Origin of the sequence: Streptomyces sp. NPDC051136 (assembly GCF_044455745.1) — a bacterium.
Lineage (GTDB): Bacteria > Actinomycetota > Actinomycetes > Streptomycetales > Streptomycetaceae > Streptomyces.
Map to the genome: position 1 here is coordinate 129,109 of NZ_JBITFE010000008.1, position 17,648 is coordinate 146,756.

At 74.3% G+C, this 17,648-nt stretch carries 12 protein-coding genes; 5 read left to right on the forward strand and 7 right to left on the reverse strand.

What is annotated here, in order from left to right; translation table 11 throughout:
• Positions 1 to 281 precede the first annotated feature (281 nt).
• Together glgX and treY are read left to right on the forward strand one after the other, a co-directional pair.
• Positions 282 to 2,390, forward strand: coding sequence for a glycogen debranching protein GlgX (glgX, locus tag ACIBCJ_RS23550; protein ID WP_362092729.1), 2,109 nt, complete (start codon positions 282 to 284; stop codon positions 2,388 to 2,390).
• Positions 2,391 to 2,472: 82 nt separating this feature from the next.
• Entirely contained in the window at positions 2,473 to 4,890 is a 2,418-nt protein-coding gene (gene treY / locus ACIBCJ_RS23555; RefSeq protein WP_365978331.1) for a malto-oligosyltrehalose synthase, read from the forward strand.
• 216 nt (positions 4,891 to 5,106) lie between these two features.
• On the opposite strand, the gene ACIBCJ_RS23560 is transcribed toward treY, so the two are convergent.
• The 6 genes from ACIBCJ_RS23560 to ACIBCJ_RS23585 form a co-directional block, all read right to left on the reverse strand.
• Positions 5,107 to 6,432 (reverse strand): M14 family zinc carboxypeptidase, encoded by a 1,326-nt coding sequence (locus ACIBCJ_RS23560; protein WP_365978332.1) that lies wholly within the window; start codon positions 6,430 to 6,432, stop codon positions 5,107 to 5,109.
• Positions 6,433 to 6,665: 233 nt separating this feature from the next.
• Positions 6,666 to 7,217: a DUF1707 and FHA domain-containing protein gene (locus tag ACIBCJ_RS23565; RefSeq protein WP_365978333.1), complete on the reverse strand. Its 552-nt coding sequence runs from the start codon at positions 7,215 to 7,217 to the stop codon at positions 6,666 to 6,668.
• A gap of 15 nt (positions 7,218 to 7,232) precedes the next feature.
• A complete protein-coding gene (locus ACIBCJ_RS23570; protein WP_362092717.1) occupies positions 7,233 to 8,258 on the reverse strand; it encodes a GNAT family N-acetyltransferase in 1,026 nt (341 codons plus the stop codon).
• On the reverse strand, positions 8,255 to 9,502 hold the full coding sequence (locus ACIBCJ_RS23575) for an MFS transporter (RefSeq protein ID WP_362092714.1): 1,248 nt from the start codon (positions 9,500 to 9,502) through the stop codon (positions 8,255 to 8,257). Before ACIBCJ_RS23575 ends, ACIBCJ_RS23570 begins: the two co-directional genes overlap by 4 nt.
• A complete protein-coding gene (locus ACIBCJ_RS23580; RefSeq protein WP_365978334.1) occupies positions 9,499 to 10,731 on the reverse strand; it encodes an ATP-grasp domain-containing protein in 1,233 nt (410 codons plus the stop codon). Before ACIBCJ_RS23580 ends, ACIBCJ_RS23575 begins: the two co-directional genes overlap by 4 nt.
• A 32-nt stretch (positions 10,732 to 10,763) precedes the next feature.
• Positions 10,764 to 12,023 (reverse strand): ATP-grasp domain-containing protein, encoded by a 1,260-nt coding sequence (locus tag ACIBCJ_RS23585; protein ID WP_365978335.1) that lies wholly within the window; start codon positions 12,021 to 12,023, stop codon positions 10,764 to 10,766.
• A gap of 215 nt (positions 12,024 to 12,238) precedes the next feature.
• Here ACIBCJ_RS23585 and ACIBCJ_RS23590 point away from each other — a divergent pair, with 215 nt between their 5' ends.
• The 3 genes from ACIBCJ_RS23590 to treZ all read left to right on the forward strand — a co-directional run bounded on the left by ACIBCJ_RS23590 (position 12,239) and on the right by treZ (position 16,664).
• The gene (locus tag ACIBCJ_RS23590; protein ID WP_362510547.1) at positions 12,239 to 13,681 is read left to right on the forward strand and encodes a radical SAM protein; all 1,443 of its coding nucleotides are present in this window, start codon (positions 12,239 to 12,241) and stop codon (positions 13,679 to 13,681) included.
• A complete protein-coding gene (locus ACIBCJ_RS23595) occupies positions 13,678 to 14,763 on the forward strand; it encodes a DUF1152 domain-containing protein (protein ID WP_365978336.1) in 1,086 nt (361 codons plus the stop codon). The genes ACIBCJ_RS23590 and ACIBCJ_RS23595 overlap by 4 nt, the downstream gene beginning before the upstream one ends.
• A gap of 155 nt (positions 14,764 to 14,918) precedes the next feature.
• Complete coding sequence (treZ, locus tag ACIBCJ_RS23600) at positions 14,919 to 16,664, forward strand: malto-oligosyltrehalose trehalohydrolase (protein ID WP_365978337.1); 1,746 nt, start codon at positions 14,919 to 14,921, stop codon at positions 16,662 to 16,664.
• An 18-nt stretch (positions 16,665 to 16,682) separates the two neighbouring features.
• Here treZ and ACIBCJ_RS23605 read toward each other — a convergent pair whose 3' ends face one another.
• The gene (locus ACIBCJ_RS23605) at positions 16,683 to 17,615 is read right to left on the reverse strand and encodes an aminoglycoside phosphotransferase family protein (protein ID WP_365978338.1); all 933 of its coding nucleotides are present in this window, start codon (positions 17,613 to 17,615) and stop codon (positions 16,683 to 16,685) included.
• Positions 17,616 to 17,648: the final 33 nt, after the last annotated feature.

Sequence of the window (17,648 nt, forward strand, 5' to 3'; positions counted from 1 at the left end):
CGGTGCAGCCCGATGGACGGGCCGGTTTTCACCAACGTCGTTGGCCCGCGGGCGTGTTCCCCACCGGCTCACACCGGGGAGTGAGCGGATTCATAGCGGTGACGTGGGCGGGGTACGACGGGGGAGGCCGGGCACCCGCACGGGGTCCGACGGAACAGAACGCCGAGGGATGGGTATGAGGACGTACGTGCTAGGTGGTCACCTCACTTTCGGGGAGACTTCCGCGGGACTCGCAGCCAAGGCGTCCACAGCGGCGCCCCACACCTGAAAGAGTCGTGTTCATGCAGGTCTGGCCTGGAGAGGCATATCCACTGGGTGCCACGTACGACGGCGCCGGCACCAATTTCGCGGTCTTCACGGAGGCCGCCGACCGAGTAGAGCTGTGTCTGCTGCACGACGACGGCTCGGAGACGGCGATCGAGCTACGGGAGAGCGACGCCTTCGTACGGCACGCCTACGTGCCGGGGGTGATGCCCGGGCAGCGGTACGGGTACCGCGTGCACGGCCCCTACGCCCCGGAGCGCGGGCTGCGCTGCAACAGCGCCAAGCTGCTCCTCGATCCGTACGCGCGTGCGATCAGCGGCGAGATCCAGTGGGGCGAGGAGGTGTACGGCTACCACTTCGGCGAACCCGAGCGGCGCAACGACCTGGACTCCGCCCCGCACACGATGACGTCGGTCGTGGTCAACCCGTACTTCGACTGGGGCGACGACCGGCGCCCCCGGACGGAGTACCACCACACGGTGATCTACGAGGCCCATGTGAAGGGCCTGACCATGCGGCATCCCGATCTCCCGGAAGAACTGCGAGGCACCTACGCGGGCCTCGCGCACCCGGCGGTGATCGAGCACCTCACGGGGCTCGGGGTGACCGCGCTGGAACTGATGCCGGTTCATCAGTTCGTCAACGACCACCGCCTGGTGGACATGGGGCTCAACAACTACTGGGGCTACAACACGGTCGGCTTCTTCGCCCCGCACAACGCGTACGCCTCCTGGGGCGACCGCGGCCAGCAGGTGCTGGAGTTCAAGTCGGCGGTCAAGGCGCTGCACGAGGCGGGGATCGAGGTGATCCTGGACGTCGTCTACAACCACACCGCCGAAGGCAACCACCTGGGGCCGACGCTGTCCTTCAAGGGCCTGGACAACCCCTCGTACTACCGGCTGACGGACGACCCCCGGTACTACATGGACACCACGGGGACCGGGAACTCGCTGCTGATGCGGTCCCCGCACGTCCTTCAGATGATCATGGACTCGCTGCGGTACTGGGTCACCGAGATGCACGTCGACGGGTTCCGTTTCGACCTCGCGGCCACCCTGGCACGGCAGTTCCACGAGGTGGACCGGCTGTCGTCGTTCTTCGACCTGGTGCAGCAGGACCCCGTGGTCTCGCAGGTGAAGCTGATCGCCGAGCCCTGGGACGTGGGCGAGGGCGGCTACCAGGTGGGCAACTTCCCGCCGCTGTGGACCGAGTGGAACGGCAAGTACCGGGACACGGTGCGGGACCTGTGGCGGGGCGAGCCGCGCACGCTGGCGGAGTTCGCCTCCCGGCTGACCGGGTCGTCCGACCTCTACCAGGACGACGGGCGGCGCCCGCTGGCCTCGATCAACTTCGTGACCTGCCACGACGGCTTCACCCTGCACGACATGGTGGCCTACAACGACAAGCACAACGAGGCCAACGGCGAGGAGAACCGGGACGGCGAGAGCCACAACCGCTCCTGGAACTGCGGCGCCGAGGGCGACACCGACGACCCCGCGGTGCTGGACCTGCGGGCACGGCAGATGCGCAACTTCATCGCCACCCTGCTGCTCTCCCAGGGCGTCCCGATGATCAGCCACGGTGACGAGTTCGCCCGCACCCAGCGGGGCAACAACAACGCGTACTGCCAGGACAACGAGCTGGCGTGGGTGCAGTGGCCGGAGGACGACCACGACCTGCTGCGGTTCACCCGCGCCATGGTGTGGCTGCGCAAGGACCACCCGGTCCTGCGCAGGCGCCGCTTCTTCCACGGGCGCCCGGTGCAGGGCACGCACGACGAGCTGTCGGACATCGCCTGGTTCACCCCGGAGGGCGCGGAGATGACCCAGCGGGACTGGAACTCGGCGCGGGCTTCGGCGCTCACCGTGTTCCTGAACGGCAACGCGATCTCCGAGCCCGACCCGCGCGGGGAGCGCATCGCCGACGACTCGTTCCTGCTGATGTTCAACGCCTCGCCGAAGCCGCTCGACTTCGTGGTGCCGGTCGACCACGGCCGGCAGTGGGAAGTGGTCGTCGACACCGCGCTGACGGAGGGAGTGCCCACGGACACCGGCCCGAAGGTGCAGGCAGGTGACCGGCTGACGCTGGTGGACCGGAGCCTGACGGTGCTCCAGCGTCCCGTGTAGGCGCTCACCGGCTCACCGGCCCCCTGCACCCGAGCAGGGGGCCGGTGACAGGAAAGGCGGCGGGGCGGGTACGTAGCTTTCCATGACACCTGAGCGACCCGACCCGGTGCCCTCCCCGGCCTCCTCCGCCCCCGCCGACTCGCCCGCCGCGCCCGCCCCCTCGGCCACCTACCGGCTCCAGCTCCAGCCGGACTTCCCCTTCGAAGCCGCCGCGGCGGCCGTGCCGTACCTGGCCTCGCTCGGGGTGTCGCACCTGCACCTGTCGCCCGTGCTCGAGGCGGTCCCGGGCTCGCTGCACGGCTACGACGTCGTCGACCACGCGCGCGTACGCGCCGAGCTGGGCGGCGAGGAGGGACTGCGGGCGCTGTCGCGCACCGCGCGGGAGCACGGTCTGGGTCTGGTGGTGGACATCGTGCCGAACCACATGGCGATGTCCCCGCGGCACAACCGCGCCCTGTGGGAGGTGCTGCGCGAAGGGCCCGAGTCGCCGTACGCGCGGTGGTTCGACATCGACTGGCAGGCACAGGGCGGCCGGGTGCTGCTGCCGGTGCTGGGCGCCCCGGTCGGCGAGGTGCTGGCCGATCTCCGGGTCGACGGCGACGTGCTGCGCTACCACGAGCACGCCTTCCCGCTGCGGGAGGGCACCGCGGACCTGCCGCTGCCCCGGCTCCTGGACGCGCAGTGGTACCGGCCGGTGTGGTGGCGGCTGGCCCGTACCGAGCTGAACTACCGGCGCTTCTTCAGCATCTCGGAGCTGATCGGCGTGCGCGTGGAGGACCCGGAGGTGTTCGACGCCACGCACGGGACCGTCCTGCGGCTGCTGCGCGAGGGCGTGATCGACGGACTGCGCGTCGACCATCCCGACGGCCTCGCCGATCCCGGCGCGTACCTGGAGCGGCTGCACCGGGCGAGCGGCGGCCGGTGGACGGTGGTGGAGAAGATCCTCGCGGACGGGGAGCGGCTGCCCGCCGCCTGGCCGGTCGCCGGCACGACCGGCTACGACGCCCTGCGGCACGTCGACGGGCTCTTCACGGACCCGGCGGGGTACGGGCAACTGCTCGACCACTACCGCCGGTTCGCCGCTCCGCGGGCGGACCGGGGCGGGGACTGGGCGGCGACGGTGCGGCACGCCGCGTACCAGGTGCTGACGCACGAGCTGGCCACCGAGACGGACCGGCTGACCCGGGTGGCGCACCGCCTGTGCGCCGGCTCGCCGGAGCCGGCGCTGCGCGACCGGGTGCCCTGGGCGCTGCGCACGGCGCTGCGGGAACTGCTGGTCCGGCTGGAGGTGTACCGGCCGTACAGCACGGCGGACGCGGCGACCGTCGTCACCGAGGAGGCGGCGGCCGAGGCACGGCGCGCCTTCGCGGTGCCGGAGGAGGCCGGCGCGGTGGACGTGGTACGGGACCTGCTGCTCGGGCGGTACGGGGACGGGCCCGGTCAGGTGGAGTTCCGGACGCGCTTCGCGCAGACCGCGTCGGCGCTGCGCGCCAAGTCCGTCGAGGACACCGCCTTCTACCGCTACGTGCCGCTGCTGTCGGCGACCGAGGTGGGGGGCGACCCCGGCCGTCCGGCGGTGTCGGCGCGGGAGTTCCACACGTACTGCGCGCGCGTGCAGCGGGACTGGCCGACGACGGGCACGGTGGTCTCGACCCACGACACCAAGCGCAGCGCCGACGTGCGTGCCGCGCTGGCGGTGCTCACCCAGTGCCCGGCGCGGTGGGAGGACGTCCTGGCGGAGGCCGCCCGCCCGGGCGAGGGGGCGCCGGACGGGCAGGCGGCGTGGGCGGCCTGGCAGACGGTGTTCGGGCTGGGCCCGGCGGACGGGGAGCGCGTGCGCGAGGCGCTGCTGAAGCACGTGCGCGAAGCGGGCACGCACACCAGCTGGACGGAGCAGGAGCCCGCGTACGAGGAGGCGGTGGCCCGGTTCGTGGCGGCGGGGCCGTGCGGCGTCCCGGGCGAGCGGGTGGCCGCCCTGCGCGAGGCGCTCGGGCCGCACGTGCGGGCGAACGTCCTCGGTACCGCCCTCGTCCACCTGACGATGCCGGGCGTGCCGGACCTCTACCAGGGGACCGAGCACGAGTACCGGGCGCTGGTGGACCCGGACAACCGCCGGCCGGTCGACTTCCCCGCCGGGGTGGGGGAGCCGGACGCCGGGGAGAAGGCGGCGGTGACCCGGGCGGCGCTGGCCCTGCGGGCGCGGCGGCCCGAGGCGTTCGGCGACGCGGCGACGTACGAGCCGCTGCCCGCCGACGGTCCGGCGGCGGAGCACTGCGTGGCGTTCGCCCGCTCCGGCCGGGTCGTGACGGCCGTGACCCGGCTGTCGCTGCGGCTGGCGGAGGCGGGCGGCTGGCGCGGCACGACGCTGGCGCTGCCGCCGGGCCGGTGGGCCGACGCGCTGGTGCCGGGGCGGTCGTTCAAGGGGCACGCGCGCGTGGCGGACCTGTTCGCGGACACGCCGGTGGCACTGCTGGAGCGGGTGGATGCGGCGCGGGAGTAGGTTCTGCCGTCACCTTTCCGTCGTCCGGCCGGAGGGCGGGCTCGGCGGCGTCGGGCGGGCTCCCGGTGCGCCGGGCGTCGACCGGCGTACGGGTCCGTACGTGGTCGGCGCCCGGTGCGGCGGAAGTGCGTGCAGGGCGCCGCCGGGCGGGCGGGAGTGCGACGGCGGACCCCGGGCGGCGAGGGAGGCGCGCACCGGGGCCGGAGACGGTCCGTGTCAGTCGCGGTGCACCGGCACCGTGGCCCCGGGGCCCCGGTCCGGCTCCCCCGGACGGGAGTCCGCGGCGTCCCGCCGCACGGCCAGTTCGAACGCGGCGAGCACGACCCGCGTCTGGTACTCCACCTGGCGCCCGACCGGTATCCAGTGCGCCGCGCAGCCGTCGCGGTAGTCGGCGCAGCCCTCGTCCACCATCCGGTCCACCTCGGTCAGGACGCCCGCCGGATCGCCGCCGGTACGGGTGACCAGCTGGTACAGCAGCCCCGCGGTCCGCAGGGACAGGCGCCGTCCGGCCAGCCGCAGCGCGACCAGGTGGGAGGTGTTCATGGGCGGCAGTGAGCGGCCCGTCCCGTCGTCGGTGTCGGGGTCCCACGCGTCGGCGAGCCGGGGGCAGACCAGCAGGTAGTCGTCGACCGGCGCGAGCAGGTGCGCCACCTCCGGCACGTCGGCGAGGTGCGGCCTGAGCCGGGCCAGGATGCGGTGCAGGCGCCGGGTGTCGTGGCGCAGGGTGCGGCTGACGGTGCGCAGCACCGCGTCGCGGTCGGCCGGGGGCGAGCCGTCCGCCACGGCCGCCACGCCCCACATCGGTGCCTCGACGACCGCGGTGACCGTGCCGAAGCGGCGCGGATGGCACCACGTCGAGTCGACGGCGGCCTCGGTGATGGCGGCGGTGAAGTCGCCGCGGCGGGGCGGCGGGATGCGGTAGACGGCGGGTCCGAGGTCGGGCCAGTACAGGGTGTCGTAGGCGCCGAGTTCGCGGGGTATGCCGAGCCGGGCCGCGGTGTGCGCGATGCGCTGGGAGAGGCCGGGCAGGTCGTGGGTCAGCTCGACGAAGCCGCCGCCGACGTCCACGCCGTGCAGGGAGCACTGGAGGAAGGGCCGCAGTTCGTCCTGGAGGGCGAGGAGCGTGCGGGTCTCGGGCAGCGTGGCGCGCTCCGGGCCGTCGGGCAGCCACTCGGGCTGCTCCAGGAAGCCGGGCCGGAAGAAGTTCCGGGCGTATCGGCCGAGGGTGTAGGGGCCGGTGAGCCACCCCTCGTTGCGCCGCAGGCCGTCGGGGTCGGCGCACAGCAGCAGGTTCCAGGTGGCGTCGGCGCCGTCGGTGAGCCGGGGGTCCGCCACGGCCCGCTCGGCCAGCCGCAGGGCGGTGGCGCCGCCCACGGGCTCGTTCGCGTGCGGTCCGGCGACGACGAGGGCATGGCGGCTGCCGTGGCCGACGGAGAGCAGCAGCAGCGGGCTGCCCGCGCGGGAGGTGCCGACGCGGCGCAGCCGGGCGTGCCGGGGATGCCGGGCGACGAGTGCGGCGGCCCGGGCCCCCAGCTCGTCCACGGTCGGGTAACGCAGGAGGGGCGGCAGGGCACACCTCCAGGAAGCGGGCCGTCGATTCACCTGGTGTGCGCGGTGTACGCACAGTCAGTCACGTGTCGGGGGTTACGTCAACACCGCGAGAAGCAAAGGCGTTTGCCCCCTCGAAGCGGCCACGACTCCACGTGAAGCCCAGGCCAGGGTTCTGTTCGGTCGCTCGGTCCGCCGGGCCCGCGCCGCCCGAGGGGACGCTCGCGTCAGGCCGCCGCGAGGCGGAAGGACATCCGGCCGAAGCCGACCTGGTCGCCCTCGCGGACGACGGCCGCGCCGATGACCCGCCGCCCGTTGACCGTGGTGCCGTTGGTGGAGCCGAGGTCGCGCAGCACCCACATGCCGCCCTGGCGGCTGAGCTCGGCGTGCACCCGGGAGACCGTGTCGTGGCTCAGCCGCAGCCCGTTCGCCGGGTCGCGCCCTATGCGCAGCGGGTGAACCGTGCCGGGGTGGGGAAGCAGCAGTTTGGGCAGCCGCTCGGCCCGCCACGCCCGGCCGAGCCGTACCCCGAACCCGGACACCGCCTCGACGGTGCCGAACACCATCCGCGACAGCCGGCTCTCGGTGCGCAGGTCGGCGGTGAGCGCGGCCAGCTCCTCCAGCCGGCGGGCGGCGAGCGCCAGCTCCATCCGGCGGAGGAAGGTGTCGTGCGACAGGCGGCCCGCGGCGACGCCGTCCCGCAGCACGCTCAGCGCCTTGTCGCGCTCCGCGTCCGACAACCGGGCGGGGTGTACGGGGAACTCGAAGGACGACGTCACGCGCCTGTTTGTCGGTCAGCGAGGGCCGGGGTGTCCAGAAGAGGGCTCGTCGGCCAGGGCGTACAGCGCCGACACGCGGGCGCCGCGCCGCCGCTTGGCCTCGATGGTGGTCATGCCCGCGTGCAGGGCGGTCGTGCCGTGGGTGTAGGCGTCCTCGATGGGGAGGTAGTACATGAGGTTGAAGTAGAGGTGGGGTGCGGGGTGTTCGCGGTCGTGGGCGACCGCGCGGATCCATGTGGTGTCTCCGTAGTGGTAGTAGAGGCAGAAGGCGATCATGCGGCCCTCGTCGTGGGCGGCGACCACGCGGGCCTCGGTGCCCATGGCCGTGGCCTGGCGTTCCAGCAGGGCGGTCATCGCGGCGACGCCGTCACGGTCGTGCCCGTGGCCCTGCTGGTGTCCGGCGAGCAGGGCCCCCGCCTCCTCGAAGCAGTCCGCGAGCAGGTGCCGGCGTACCGGGACGGCGGCGGCGAAGTCGCGGCGTTCGCGGCGGACGCCGGCCCGGCGCCGTGCGGGCAGCGAGGTGACGTAGTCGTCGAAGCCCGTGCCGGGCAGGGGGATGACGGCGTCGTCCTCCAGGTGGAGGGGCGGGCCGGGGTAGAGCGGGGCGAGGGCGGCCGCGGCCGGGGCGGTGAGGTAGGGCCACCAGTGCGTGGTGCCGTGGCCGGCGGCGAAGCGGCGGGCGGTGTCCCGGAGGAGGCCGAGGGCGGCGTCCCGGTCGGCGGCTGCGAGTCCGGGCCTGGTGAGCGGGGTGTTGTGGTAGCCGCGGCGGGCGCCGGCGACGACGCGGGGCCGCAGGTGCGGGGGCAGGACGGTGCCGGGCCGGTAGCGGTCGTTCGGTTCGTCCCGCACGAGGTGGAGCGGCGCGGCGGCGAGCAGGGCGCCGCGGCGGTCCCGGACGAGGGCGTACGCGGTGCCGGCGGTGGGGTCCGGCTCCTCGCCCGTGAGCCAGCGGTGGGAGAGGTAGAGGCCGGCCGGACGGGCGAGGTGCTCCCACTCGGCGGCGGGCAGGTCGTGCAGCGAGTGGACGACGCTCGTGATCAACGGGGGCTCCTTCGGCCGTGGCGGCCACGGGTCGTGAGGGCCGGGGCGGCCAGCAGGGCGAGCAGGCAGGCGGCGGCCTCGAAGCCCCACGGCAGGAGGGGGTCCGTTGCCAGGAGCCGGGTGAACAGGGCGGGGGCGGCGACCATGCCGACGGCCCAGGAGAACTGGTAGAGGCCCTGGGTGAAGCCCCCGGCCGCCTGGGGTGTGAGGGTCACCGACAGTTCGCTCAGCGCGGGCCCGAGAAGGATCTCCGCCACGCTGAACAGGACGATCGCCGCGATGAGGGCCGCCCAGGCGGCGGCGGTGGCGCCGGGGAGGGCGGGCAGCGCGAACGCCACCATGCCCGCGGCCATGATCAGGTAACCGGCGGACACGGCGCGCCGGGGTGCCCGGGGGGCCAGGTGCGCGGTGACGACGGTCGAGCACGCGGAGACGATGACGGTGTTGACGGCGAACAGCAGGCTCGCGGCCGAGGCGGGGAGTTCCAGCGCGCGGGTGGTGTAGACGGCGACGAGCACGGCGAGGAGGGCCTGGGCGAGGACGTAGGGGATGTTGACGGCCACGAGCACGAGGTAGCGGCGGGTGTGGCCGGAGCCGGTCGCGGGGTCGTCCGGCGGGGCGGCGTCCGGTTTCGGCGGGGTGGTGGTGAGGGTGGCGAAGCAGACGGCCGCCAGCAGGTAGGTCACCGCGTCCACGGCGATCAGCCAGCGCAGCGATCCGGTGCCGAACAGGCTCAGGGCCCCGGCCGCCGCACCGGCTCCGGCGGCGAGCCCGACGTTGCGCAGCGAACCGGTGAACGCGAACCAGGACCGGTGCTCGTCCGGGGCGACGTGGGTGATCAGGGTGCGCTGCGCGGTGAAGTACATGTTGATGCCGGCCTGGACGAGCACGTACACGCCGGCGATGTGCCACGGTTCGCGGGCGGGCAGGAACAGGGCGAACCCGGCGGCGGAGAGGATGTTCGCCCACACGACGACGCGCTGGGGCCCGACGCGGTCCATGAGGCGCCCGGCGAGGAACGTGGCCGGCAGCGCCAGCGCCTGACCGGCCGTCATGGCCACGCCCACCCGGGCCAGGGGCAGGTGCAGCACGTCGGTGAAGTAGAGGAGTCCCAGGGGCAGGAGCATGCCGTTGCCGACGGAGTCGATCAGGTTGCCGGTGACGAACAGGCCCTGCCCGCGCAGCCGGGGCAGGCCGAGGCGGTGCGCGGTGCGCGAGCGGCGGGCGGCCGCGGGCTCGGTCACCGGTTCACGTCCAGCAGCGAGCGGAGCTTGGTCATGAGGCCGGTCTCGGGGAAGCCGGACGCCTCGTGCAGCTCGGTGAGGGCCTTGACGGTCCGCTGCTCCTCGCCCTCGGCCAGGCGGAACACGACGATGTCGCCGCGGGAGGTGCCGTCGATGACCAGCTCGTGCGCGGTGACCACCCGGACGCACCGTCCGAGTTCGGCCCGTGCGGCGGGCGGGATGCCGTCGGCGGCGAGGAACTCGATCGCCCAGCCGGTCCGGCGGGCCGTACCCCCGGGGACGGGAAGGCCGCGTGCCATGCGGGCCAGGGAGGCGAAGGTGTTGGTGCCGGACGCGGCGCACGACAGGGTGGTGGCGCCGCCGATCCGGGGGTTGACCTCCAGGACGACGAACCGGCCGCCGGTGTAGATCATGTCCACGTTGACCGACCCGTGGACCCCGAGGTCCTGGCAGAGACCGGCCAGTGCGCGGGCCACCCCGGTGAACGCGGCGTCCGCCTCCTCGCGCGGACCGCACCAGCGCAGGTCGGCGAAGGTGAACACCGGGTCAGCCCCGGCACGCCCGGTCCAGCACAGAGGGAGGACCCGGTAGGCGCCGGGGCGGCCCACGATGTCCACGCTGCACAGGTCGCCCTCGATCACCTGCTCCACCACCGTCGACACCGTGTCCGGGCCGGGGTCCAGCTGGGCGTCGAGGTCGGCGGGTGAGCGCAGGGTGCGGATGCCCATGCTGGTCGAGTCCCATACGGGCTTCGACATCAGCGGGTAGCCGATGCGTGCGGCCTGCACGCGCAGTGCGTCGCGGTAGCCGGGCACCGGCAGTCCCCGTCCGCCGAGGAGGTCGGAGTCGACGCGGAACCCGTCGGGCACGTCCAGCCCCGCCCGGGCGCAGAGCCGTTTGGTCTCCCACTTGTCCACCAGTTGGAGGGTGGCCGGGAGCGGGGTCATGACCGTCGGGATGCCGGCGGCGTCCAGGAACGCCTTGGCCGCGGCGTCGCGGAGGGCGTTCTCGCACGGCAGCGAGATCGACACGGCGGCGTCCGCCCCCCAGGCGGCGACCGCGTCCGCCAGCCGTCTCGGCGTCACCGCCCGGTCCAGCCGCTGCCGGTATCCGGGGAAGTCCGCGTCACCGGGGGTGCCGCTGGTGTGGAACAGTCCGGCCTCGATGCCCTCGGCCGCGAGTTCGCGCACGGCCCGCTGGATGTAGGGGTCGGCCCGCCGGATGTGCACGGATCGTAAGAACGCGATCTTCCGCACCTCTGTCAGCCCACTTCCACTCGGGACCGGGCGACCACCCGGTCGGCCAGCGCACGTGCCCGGTCGGCGGTTCCCGCCCGGGCCACCACGTGCCCGACCCGGCACGTCGAGTCGGACGGCTCGGGCACCGCGTCCCCGGGCCGCAGACTCACCTCGCTGTGGGTGCCGGGCAGGCCCGGGATGTCCACCCGGCGCAGCACTCCGCCGGACTCGGGCAGCAGGAACCTGATCGCCGCCGCGTCCGCACGGCTGGGGACGGTGTCCGGGACGAGGCCGAGCACGGCCTGGAGGTACGCCACCGCCTCGCTCACACCCGTCGCGGCCTCGACGACCTCGCACAGGCTGTCGCCCGGCAGCCGGGCCCCGGTCTCGATGACGTGCGGTGTCCGGCTGCCCGGCGGGATCTTCACCTCCGTGTGCGCGATCCCGTCGCGCACTCCGACGGCCAGCGCCGCCCTCGCCGCCGTGTGCCGCACCTGCGCGACGAGCCGGGCGGAGAGTCCGGAGGGGCAGGTGTGCCCGGTCTCGACGCGGTACCGGCCTTTGGTGGTGTCCTTCCTGACGACCGGCATCGGGTAGGCCACCCCGCCCGCGACGACCGTGTCGCAGGAGTACTCCTCCCCCGCGACGTACTCCTGGAGCAGGACCCGCGGGTCGAGCGCCAGGCCGTGCGGTTGTGCGTGCGTGAACCGCTGGGCGGCCTCGACGGCGTCGGCGAGCCCGTCCGGGCCCTCGACCACGGACACTCCCCACGAGCCGCCCTGCTCCGCGGGCTTCACCACCAGCGGCCACCCCAGACCGTCCGGTCCTTCCCGTGCCACCCGGTGGGCCTCGGCCACGTCGTGGGCGACGGCCCAGCGCGGCGCGGGGATCCCGGCGGCCGCGAACGCCTCCCCCATGAGGATCTTGTTGCGGGCCGCGTGCGCGAGCCTGGGATCGTTGCCGGGCAGGCCGACCCGCCGGGCGAGGAGGGCCGCGAGCGGCGTGAACAGCTCGAAGCAGGCCGCGATCCCGGCGACGGCGTGCTGCCGGCAGAAGGCCGCCATGTCCTCCAGCGCCCTCGCGGTGTCCGTCAGGTCCGTCGCGCACACGCCGGCCAGCGCGGTGCGCAGCCAGTCCGGGTAGCCGTCGTGGACGTCCTCGTGGGTGGCCGCGTACAGGCGCACCCCCAGCCGGTCGGCCGCCTCGACGAGGAAGCGTCCCGCGTTCCCCATCGGCTCGATCACCAGCACTGCCGGCCCGCGCGGGCTCGTCCACATCGTCATTCCACCAGCAAAGCCGTGCGGCGTCCGCGGCGGCTATGGGCCTGATCGACGAAACCAACTCGGCTTCTGACGTGGTCTTTTGGAGCAACGGCCAACGAACTGGCGAGTAGGAGATGGGTATTTGGTGCGCACACCTCATGGAGGGAGGTGAGCGCCCCGTGGTCGGATCACCGGGCCGGACCAACCACGCTCCACCACCCAGGGAAGGCTCCACCGTGACCAGCAGTCTGCACCAGCAGCTCGCCGACCACATCGACCAGGGAGTGATCCCGCCCTACCAGTACTCCTACCCGCCCCGCTCCGCGTACCGCCCCCTCCCCGAGGGCAGATGGACCGTCTCCGGCGTGTGGGCGGCGGACCTCGCCAACCACCAGGTTCCGGAACTCAACCTCTATCTGCACGTACCCTTCTGCGACCGCAAATGCGGGTTCTGCAACCTCTACACCGTCATCAGCACCGACGAGGACGTCTACGACGCCTACACCGAGGCCCTGTGCACTCAGATCCGCGACCACGCGGAGATCATCCGGGCCCGGCGGTTACGCACCGTCTACATCGGGGGCGGCACCCCCGCCCTGCTCAAGCCCCGCCACTTCGAGCAGATCTTCGCCGCCATCGGCGAGGTCTACCCGAACTGGCGCTCCACGGCCGAGGAAGTGGCCGTGGAGGCGACCCCGTCGTCGATCGCCGACGCGCCCGGCGAGTTCAAGGCCCTCATCGACATGGGCCTGACCCGGGCCAACGTCGGCATCCAGTCCCTCGTACCCCGCGAGATCCGCGAAGCCGGGCGCGGCGGCGAGGACGAGGACGTCATCCGGCGCGCCGTCCGCACCGCGCACGAACTCGGCCTGCCGGACCTGTCCACCGACCTGATCATGGGGTTCGCCGGGCAGACCCCCGAGACCTGGCGCCAGAGCGTGGACGAACTGGCCGCGCTCCGGCCGACCACCATCAGCACCTACTTCCTGACCGTGCGGCCGGACGCCTGGTTCTCCAAGACCGGCGCCTACCAGTACATGTGGCAGCCCGAGCTGTACGAGCGCTACGACTACGCCCGCCAGGTGTTCCTGGAGCACGGGTACGTCCAGGAGGGCTCCGTCCGCTACAAGAAGCCCGGCCGCGGCGGCTACGCGCAGAAGGTGCTCACCTTCCACGGCGTCCCGCTGCTCGGCCTCGGCGTCGGCGCCCGTTCCTACACCAGCGTGCTCGACTACATGTGCGGCAGCGTGAAGCCCTCGGCGGCCGAGGTCGCCGACTACATCAGGAAGGCCCGTGCCCACGAGCTGACCCCCGTCACCGGCTTCGAACTGACCGCCGAGGAGAACCTCCGCAAGCGGCTCGTCCTCGACACCTTCGACCTCGACCTGTCGGAACTGGAGCGCTTCGGCTACCGGCGGCACGCGGACGAGTTCGAGCCCGTTCTGGACGCGGCGGAGTCCAACGGCCTGGTCCACCGCCTCGGCGACCGGGTCCAGCTGACCCCGAAGGGCTTCAAGTACCGCGACATCCTGTCGTGGATGTTCTACTCCGGACCCGTCAAGGACCTCGACCGCGAGTACTACGAGACGCTGCACGCGGCGAACGCCCGCGCCCGCAGGAACATGGGGGCGGCACCGGTCCGCATCACCGGCGTCGACCTGCGCGAGGGCGCCGCGTGAGTGACCTGTACGTGGCGGCGGGCGGCGGAGGCGATCCCGTCGGGACCCTGATCGCGGCCCGTGCCCTGGGCGGCGGCGACCCGGCCGCCCCTGCACTGATCGCCACGTACGCGTGGGAGCGCCCCGAGGTCGATCCCACCGCCGCCGCCCTCGGCGAGGGGGACTTCGAGGGACTCGTCCACGAACCGGGCGGCGCCGGGGACGGTTTCGCGGCCTTCACCGCGGCCACGCGCGTCCGTCCGCCGGCCGGATCCACCCTGCCCGGCCTCGCCCGGGACCTGCCCGCCCGGCTGCTGCTGCTCGACCCGGCCGCGGGGCTCGACGCCCTGGCGCGGCGGATCGGTTCCATGGCGGCGGCCGCGGGCGGCCGGATCCGCGTCGTCGACGTCGGCGGCGACATCCTGACCCACGGCGACGAGCCCGGCCTGTGCAGCCCGTTCACGGACGCCCTCACCCTCGCCGCCTGCCACCTCACCGGCGTCCCCACCACCGTCCACGTCGCCGGCCCCGGCCTCGACGGCGAGATCGAGGAGCGGATCCTCCTCGGACGTCTCACCGGAAGCGAGCCCCTCGTCCCCGGCCCGGGCGCGGTGGCGGCGGCCGCCCGGGCGCTGGCCTGGCACCCCTCGGAGGCCTCCGCGCTGTGGGCCGCGGCCGTCCTCGGCGCCCGCGGCACCGCCCGCACCGCCCGCGGCGGCACCGTCCGGCTCACCGACGCCTCGCCGGGGCTGTACCCCCTGCCGCTCGGGGAGGCCCTCGACCACAACCCGGTCGCGCGGGCCCTCGTCGGGGAGCGCCCGGCCACCCTGGAGGACGCGGCCGCCGTCTCCCACCGCCTCACCGGCATCCCCGGGCTGGCGAGCGAGCGCACCGCGCCGCCTCGGCGGGTCCAGGACCCGCCCGTCGCGGGGGCCGCCGCCCTGGACCGGGACAGCGCCATGAAGGTCCTCGGCGAAGCGGCCGGCGGCGCCGACCACCTCACCCTCCGCCACGCGGTCCGCGTCCTCGGCCTCACCTGGGCGGACATCCCCGCCCTGCGGACCGTCCTGGGCGTCGCCACCCCGCTGCTCCGTCCGGTCTGACGCCGCACCGGTGCCCGGCCCCGGTGCGGTCCGGTGACGGACGGCGGGGCCGGGCACCGGACGCGACACCCTGCGCGCGGGAGAATCCCCAGCGGAACGATCCACGGTGGAGGACCATGGACGGGTCAGGGACCACAGACGAAGGGGAACCGTCCGTGCAGTTCGAGGTGTGGGCACCGCAGGCCGGCCGGGTGACGTTGCAGTGCGACGGCGCCACGCGCGCGCTGGAGCGCGATCCGGAGCGGCCGGGGTGGTGGTGCGGTGAGGCCCGGGCCGGGGACGGCTCGCGGTACGGCTTCGCGGTGGACGACGGGCCGGTGCTGCCCGACCCGCGCTCGCGCCGCCAGCCGGACGGTCCCGACGGGCTCAGCGCGGTCGTCGACCACGGGCGGTACGCGTGGCGTGCCCGCTGGGCCGGGCGCGGGCTGCCCGGCGGGGTCCTGTACGAGCTGCACGTGGGGACGTACACACCCGAGGGCACGCTCGACGCCGCCGCACAGCGCCTCGACCACCTGGTGCGGCTCGGCGTCACCCACGTCGAGCTGATGCCGCTGTGCCCCTTCCCCGGCCGGCACGGCTGGGGGTACGAGGGGGTCTCGCTGTGGGCGGTGCACGAGCCGTACGGCGGGCCCGAGGCGCTGAAACGGTTCGTCGACCGGGCGCACGAGCTGGGCCTCGGTGTGGTCCTGGACGTGGTGCACAACCACCTGGGCCCGTCCGGCAACTACCTGCCCGCCTTCGGCCCGTACTTCACCGACACCCACCACACGCCCTGGGGCGTCGCCGTCAACCTGGACGCGCCCGGCTCGGACGAGGTGCGGGCGTTCCTCGTGGACAGCGCGCTGGCGTGGCTGCGGGACTACCGGCTCGACGGGCTGCGCCTGGACGCGGTGCACGCCCTGGTGGACACCCGCGCGTACCACTTCCTGGAGCAGCTGTCGCACGCCGTGGACGAGCTGTCCGCCGACCTGGGCCGGCCGCTCTTCCTGATCGCCGAGTCCGACCTGAACGACCCGCGGGTCATCACCCCGCGCGCTCAGGGCGGCCTGGGTGTGCACGCGCAGTGGAACGACGACTTCCACCACGCCCTGCACACCGCGCTGACCGGTGAGTCGCAGGGCTACTACGCCGACTTCGCGCGCGACCCGCTGGCGGCGCTCGCCAAGACGCTGACCCGCGGCTACTTCCACGACGGCACCTACTCCAGTTTCCGGGGCCGCTCGCACGGCCGGGCCCTGGACCGGGCCGGGGTGGCCGCGCACCGGCTGACCGGTTACAGCCAGACCCACGACCAGATCGGCAACCGCGCCCAGGGGGACCGGCTGGCGTCGCTGGTCTCCCCCGGGCTCGCCGCCTGCGCGGCCACGCTGACGCTGACCGCGCCGTTCACCCCGATGCTGTTCATGGGCGAGGAGTGGGCGGCCGGCACGCCGTGGCAGTTCTTCACCGACCACACCGACCCCGAACTCGCGGAGGCGGTACGCAACGGCAGGCGGCGGGAGTTCGCCGCGCACGGCTGGCGGGAGGAGGACGTGCCCGACCCGCAGGACCCGGCGACGCGCGAGCGCTCCTGCCTCGACTGGTCGGAGCCGGAACGCGAGCCGCACGCGCGCGTCCTGGACTGGTACCGGCGGCTGATCGCCCTGCGCGCGGAGCAGCCGGACCTGACCGACCCGGACCTGGCCGACACCAGGGTCGCGTACGACGGCACGGCGCGCTGGCTGGCCTTCCGGCGCGGGGACATCCGGGTGGTGGTCAACCTGGGCACCGGGCCGGCGGCGATCCCGCTGGGCAACCGCCCGGCGCGGGTGCTCGCCGCGTGGGAACCGGTGGAGGGCCCGGGCGCGAACGGGATACTGCGCGTGCCGGGCGAGTCGAGCGTGGTGCTGGTGCAGGAGTGAGCGGGGGCCCGGGGGCGGTCAGTCGGGGCCGTCCGGGCCGTCGTCGCGCAGTTCCGTCACGCGTTCCAGGAGGATCGGCTCCCAGGCGTGCCGCAGCCGGGTCCTGAGCGGGGGAAGCGGCGCGCCGGACCGGCCGGAGAGGCCCTCCGCGAGGTGGGCGACGGCGTCGCAGCGGGCCAGCCACAGGCCGCGCAGGCAGGGCCGGGCGCCGTAACCGGCGAGGGTGGCGGCGCGCACGGCGGCCGGTGAGCCGACGGACAGGGCGAGCCCGGCGATGTCCTCGGCCGGGTCGCCGAGGACGGCGTCGCTCCACCCGAGGACACCGCGCACCCGGCCGTCGGTGCCGACCACGAGGTGCCCGGCGGTCAGCCCGTGGTGGACGAGGACCGCAGCGCCCTGCTGGACGCCGAGCTGGGCCGCCGCCTCCCGGGTGAGCCGCTCCGGGCGCGCGGCGTCGAACTCGTCGGCCGCGGCGAGGCGGCGGGCGGCGTGCTCGGCCGACTGCCGCAGCGTCTCCAGGGAGCGGGGGGCGGCCCGCGGCACCCCGAGTGTCTCGGCCTGCCGGACCGGCACCTCGCGCAGGCCGCCGAGCAGCGCCGCGAGGTCCGCCTCGCCCGCGGCGGACACGTCGTGGTCCTCGCCCGACCCGCCGGCCACCCTGGCGTCGAGCGTGTAGGCGAGGCCCGGCGCCCAGTCGCCGTGCGCCACGCTCGTCGGCAGCGGGACGGGGACGTACGGCCGGACCAGTTCCCGCAGGCGCAGCTCGCGGCGCCTGCGCGCCGAGGTCTCCCGGTCGGGGGCCAGCCGCAGGACGTGCCGGGGGCCGACCCACCACGTGTCGGGCCCGTCGCCCCCGGGGACGGGCCGGAGGTCGGGTTCCGTGCTCCCGCCCAGCAGGGAACGGACCAGTCGGCGGACGGTGTCCGCGGTGGGTGTCGGTGCCTGGGTCATGTCGCGCCGCCGTCTTCCGGGTCTGCCGGGGCG

Coding starts and splice junctions, on each gene's coding strand:
- glgX (WP_362092729.1), top strand. CDS start 282: ATGCAGGTCTGGCCTGGAGAGGCATATCCACTGGGTGCCACGTACGAC.
- treY (WP_365978331.1), top strand. CDS start 2,473: ATGACACCTGAGCGACCCGACCCGGTGCCCTCCCCGGCCTCCTCCGCC.
- ACIBCJ_RS23585 (WP_365978335.1), bottom strand. CDS start 12,023: ATGACGATGTGGACGAGCCCGCGCGGGCCGGCAGTGCTGGTGATCGAG.
- ACIBCJ_RS23605 (WP_365978338.1), bottom strand. CDS start 17,615: ATGACCCAGGCACCGACACCCACCGCGGACACCGTCCGCCGACTGGTC.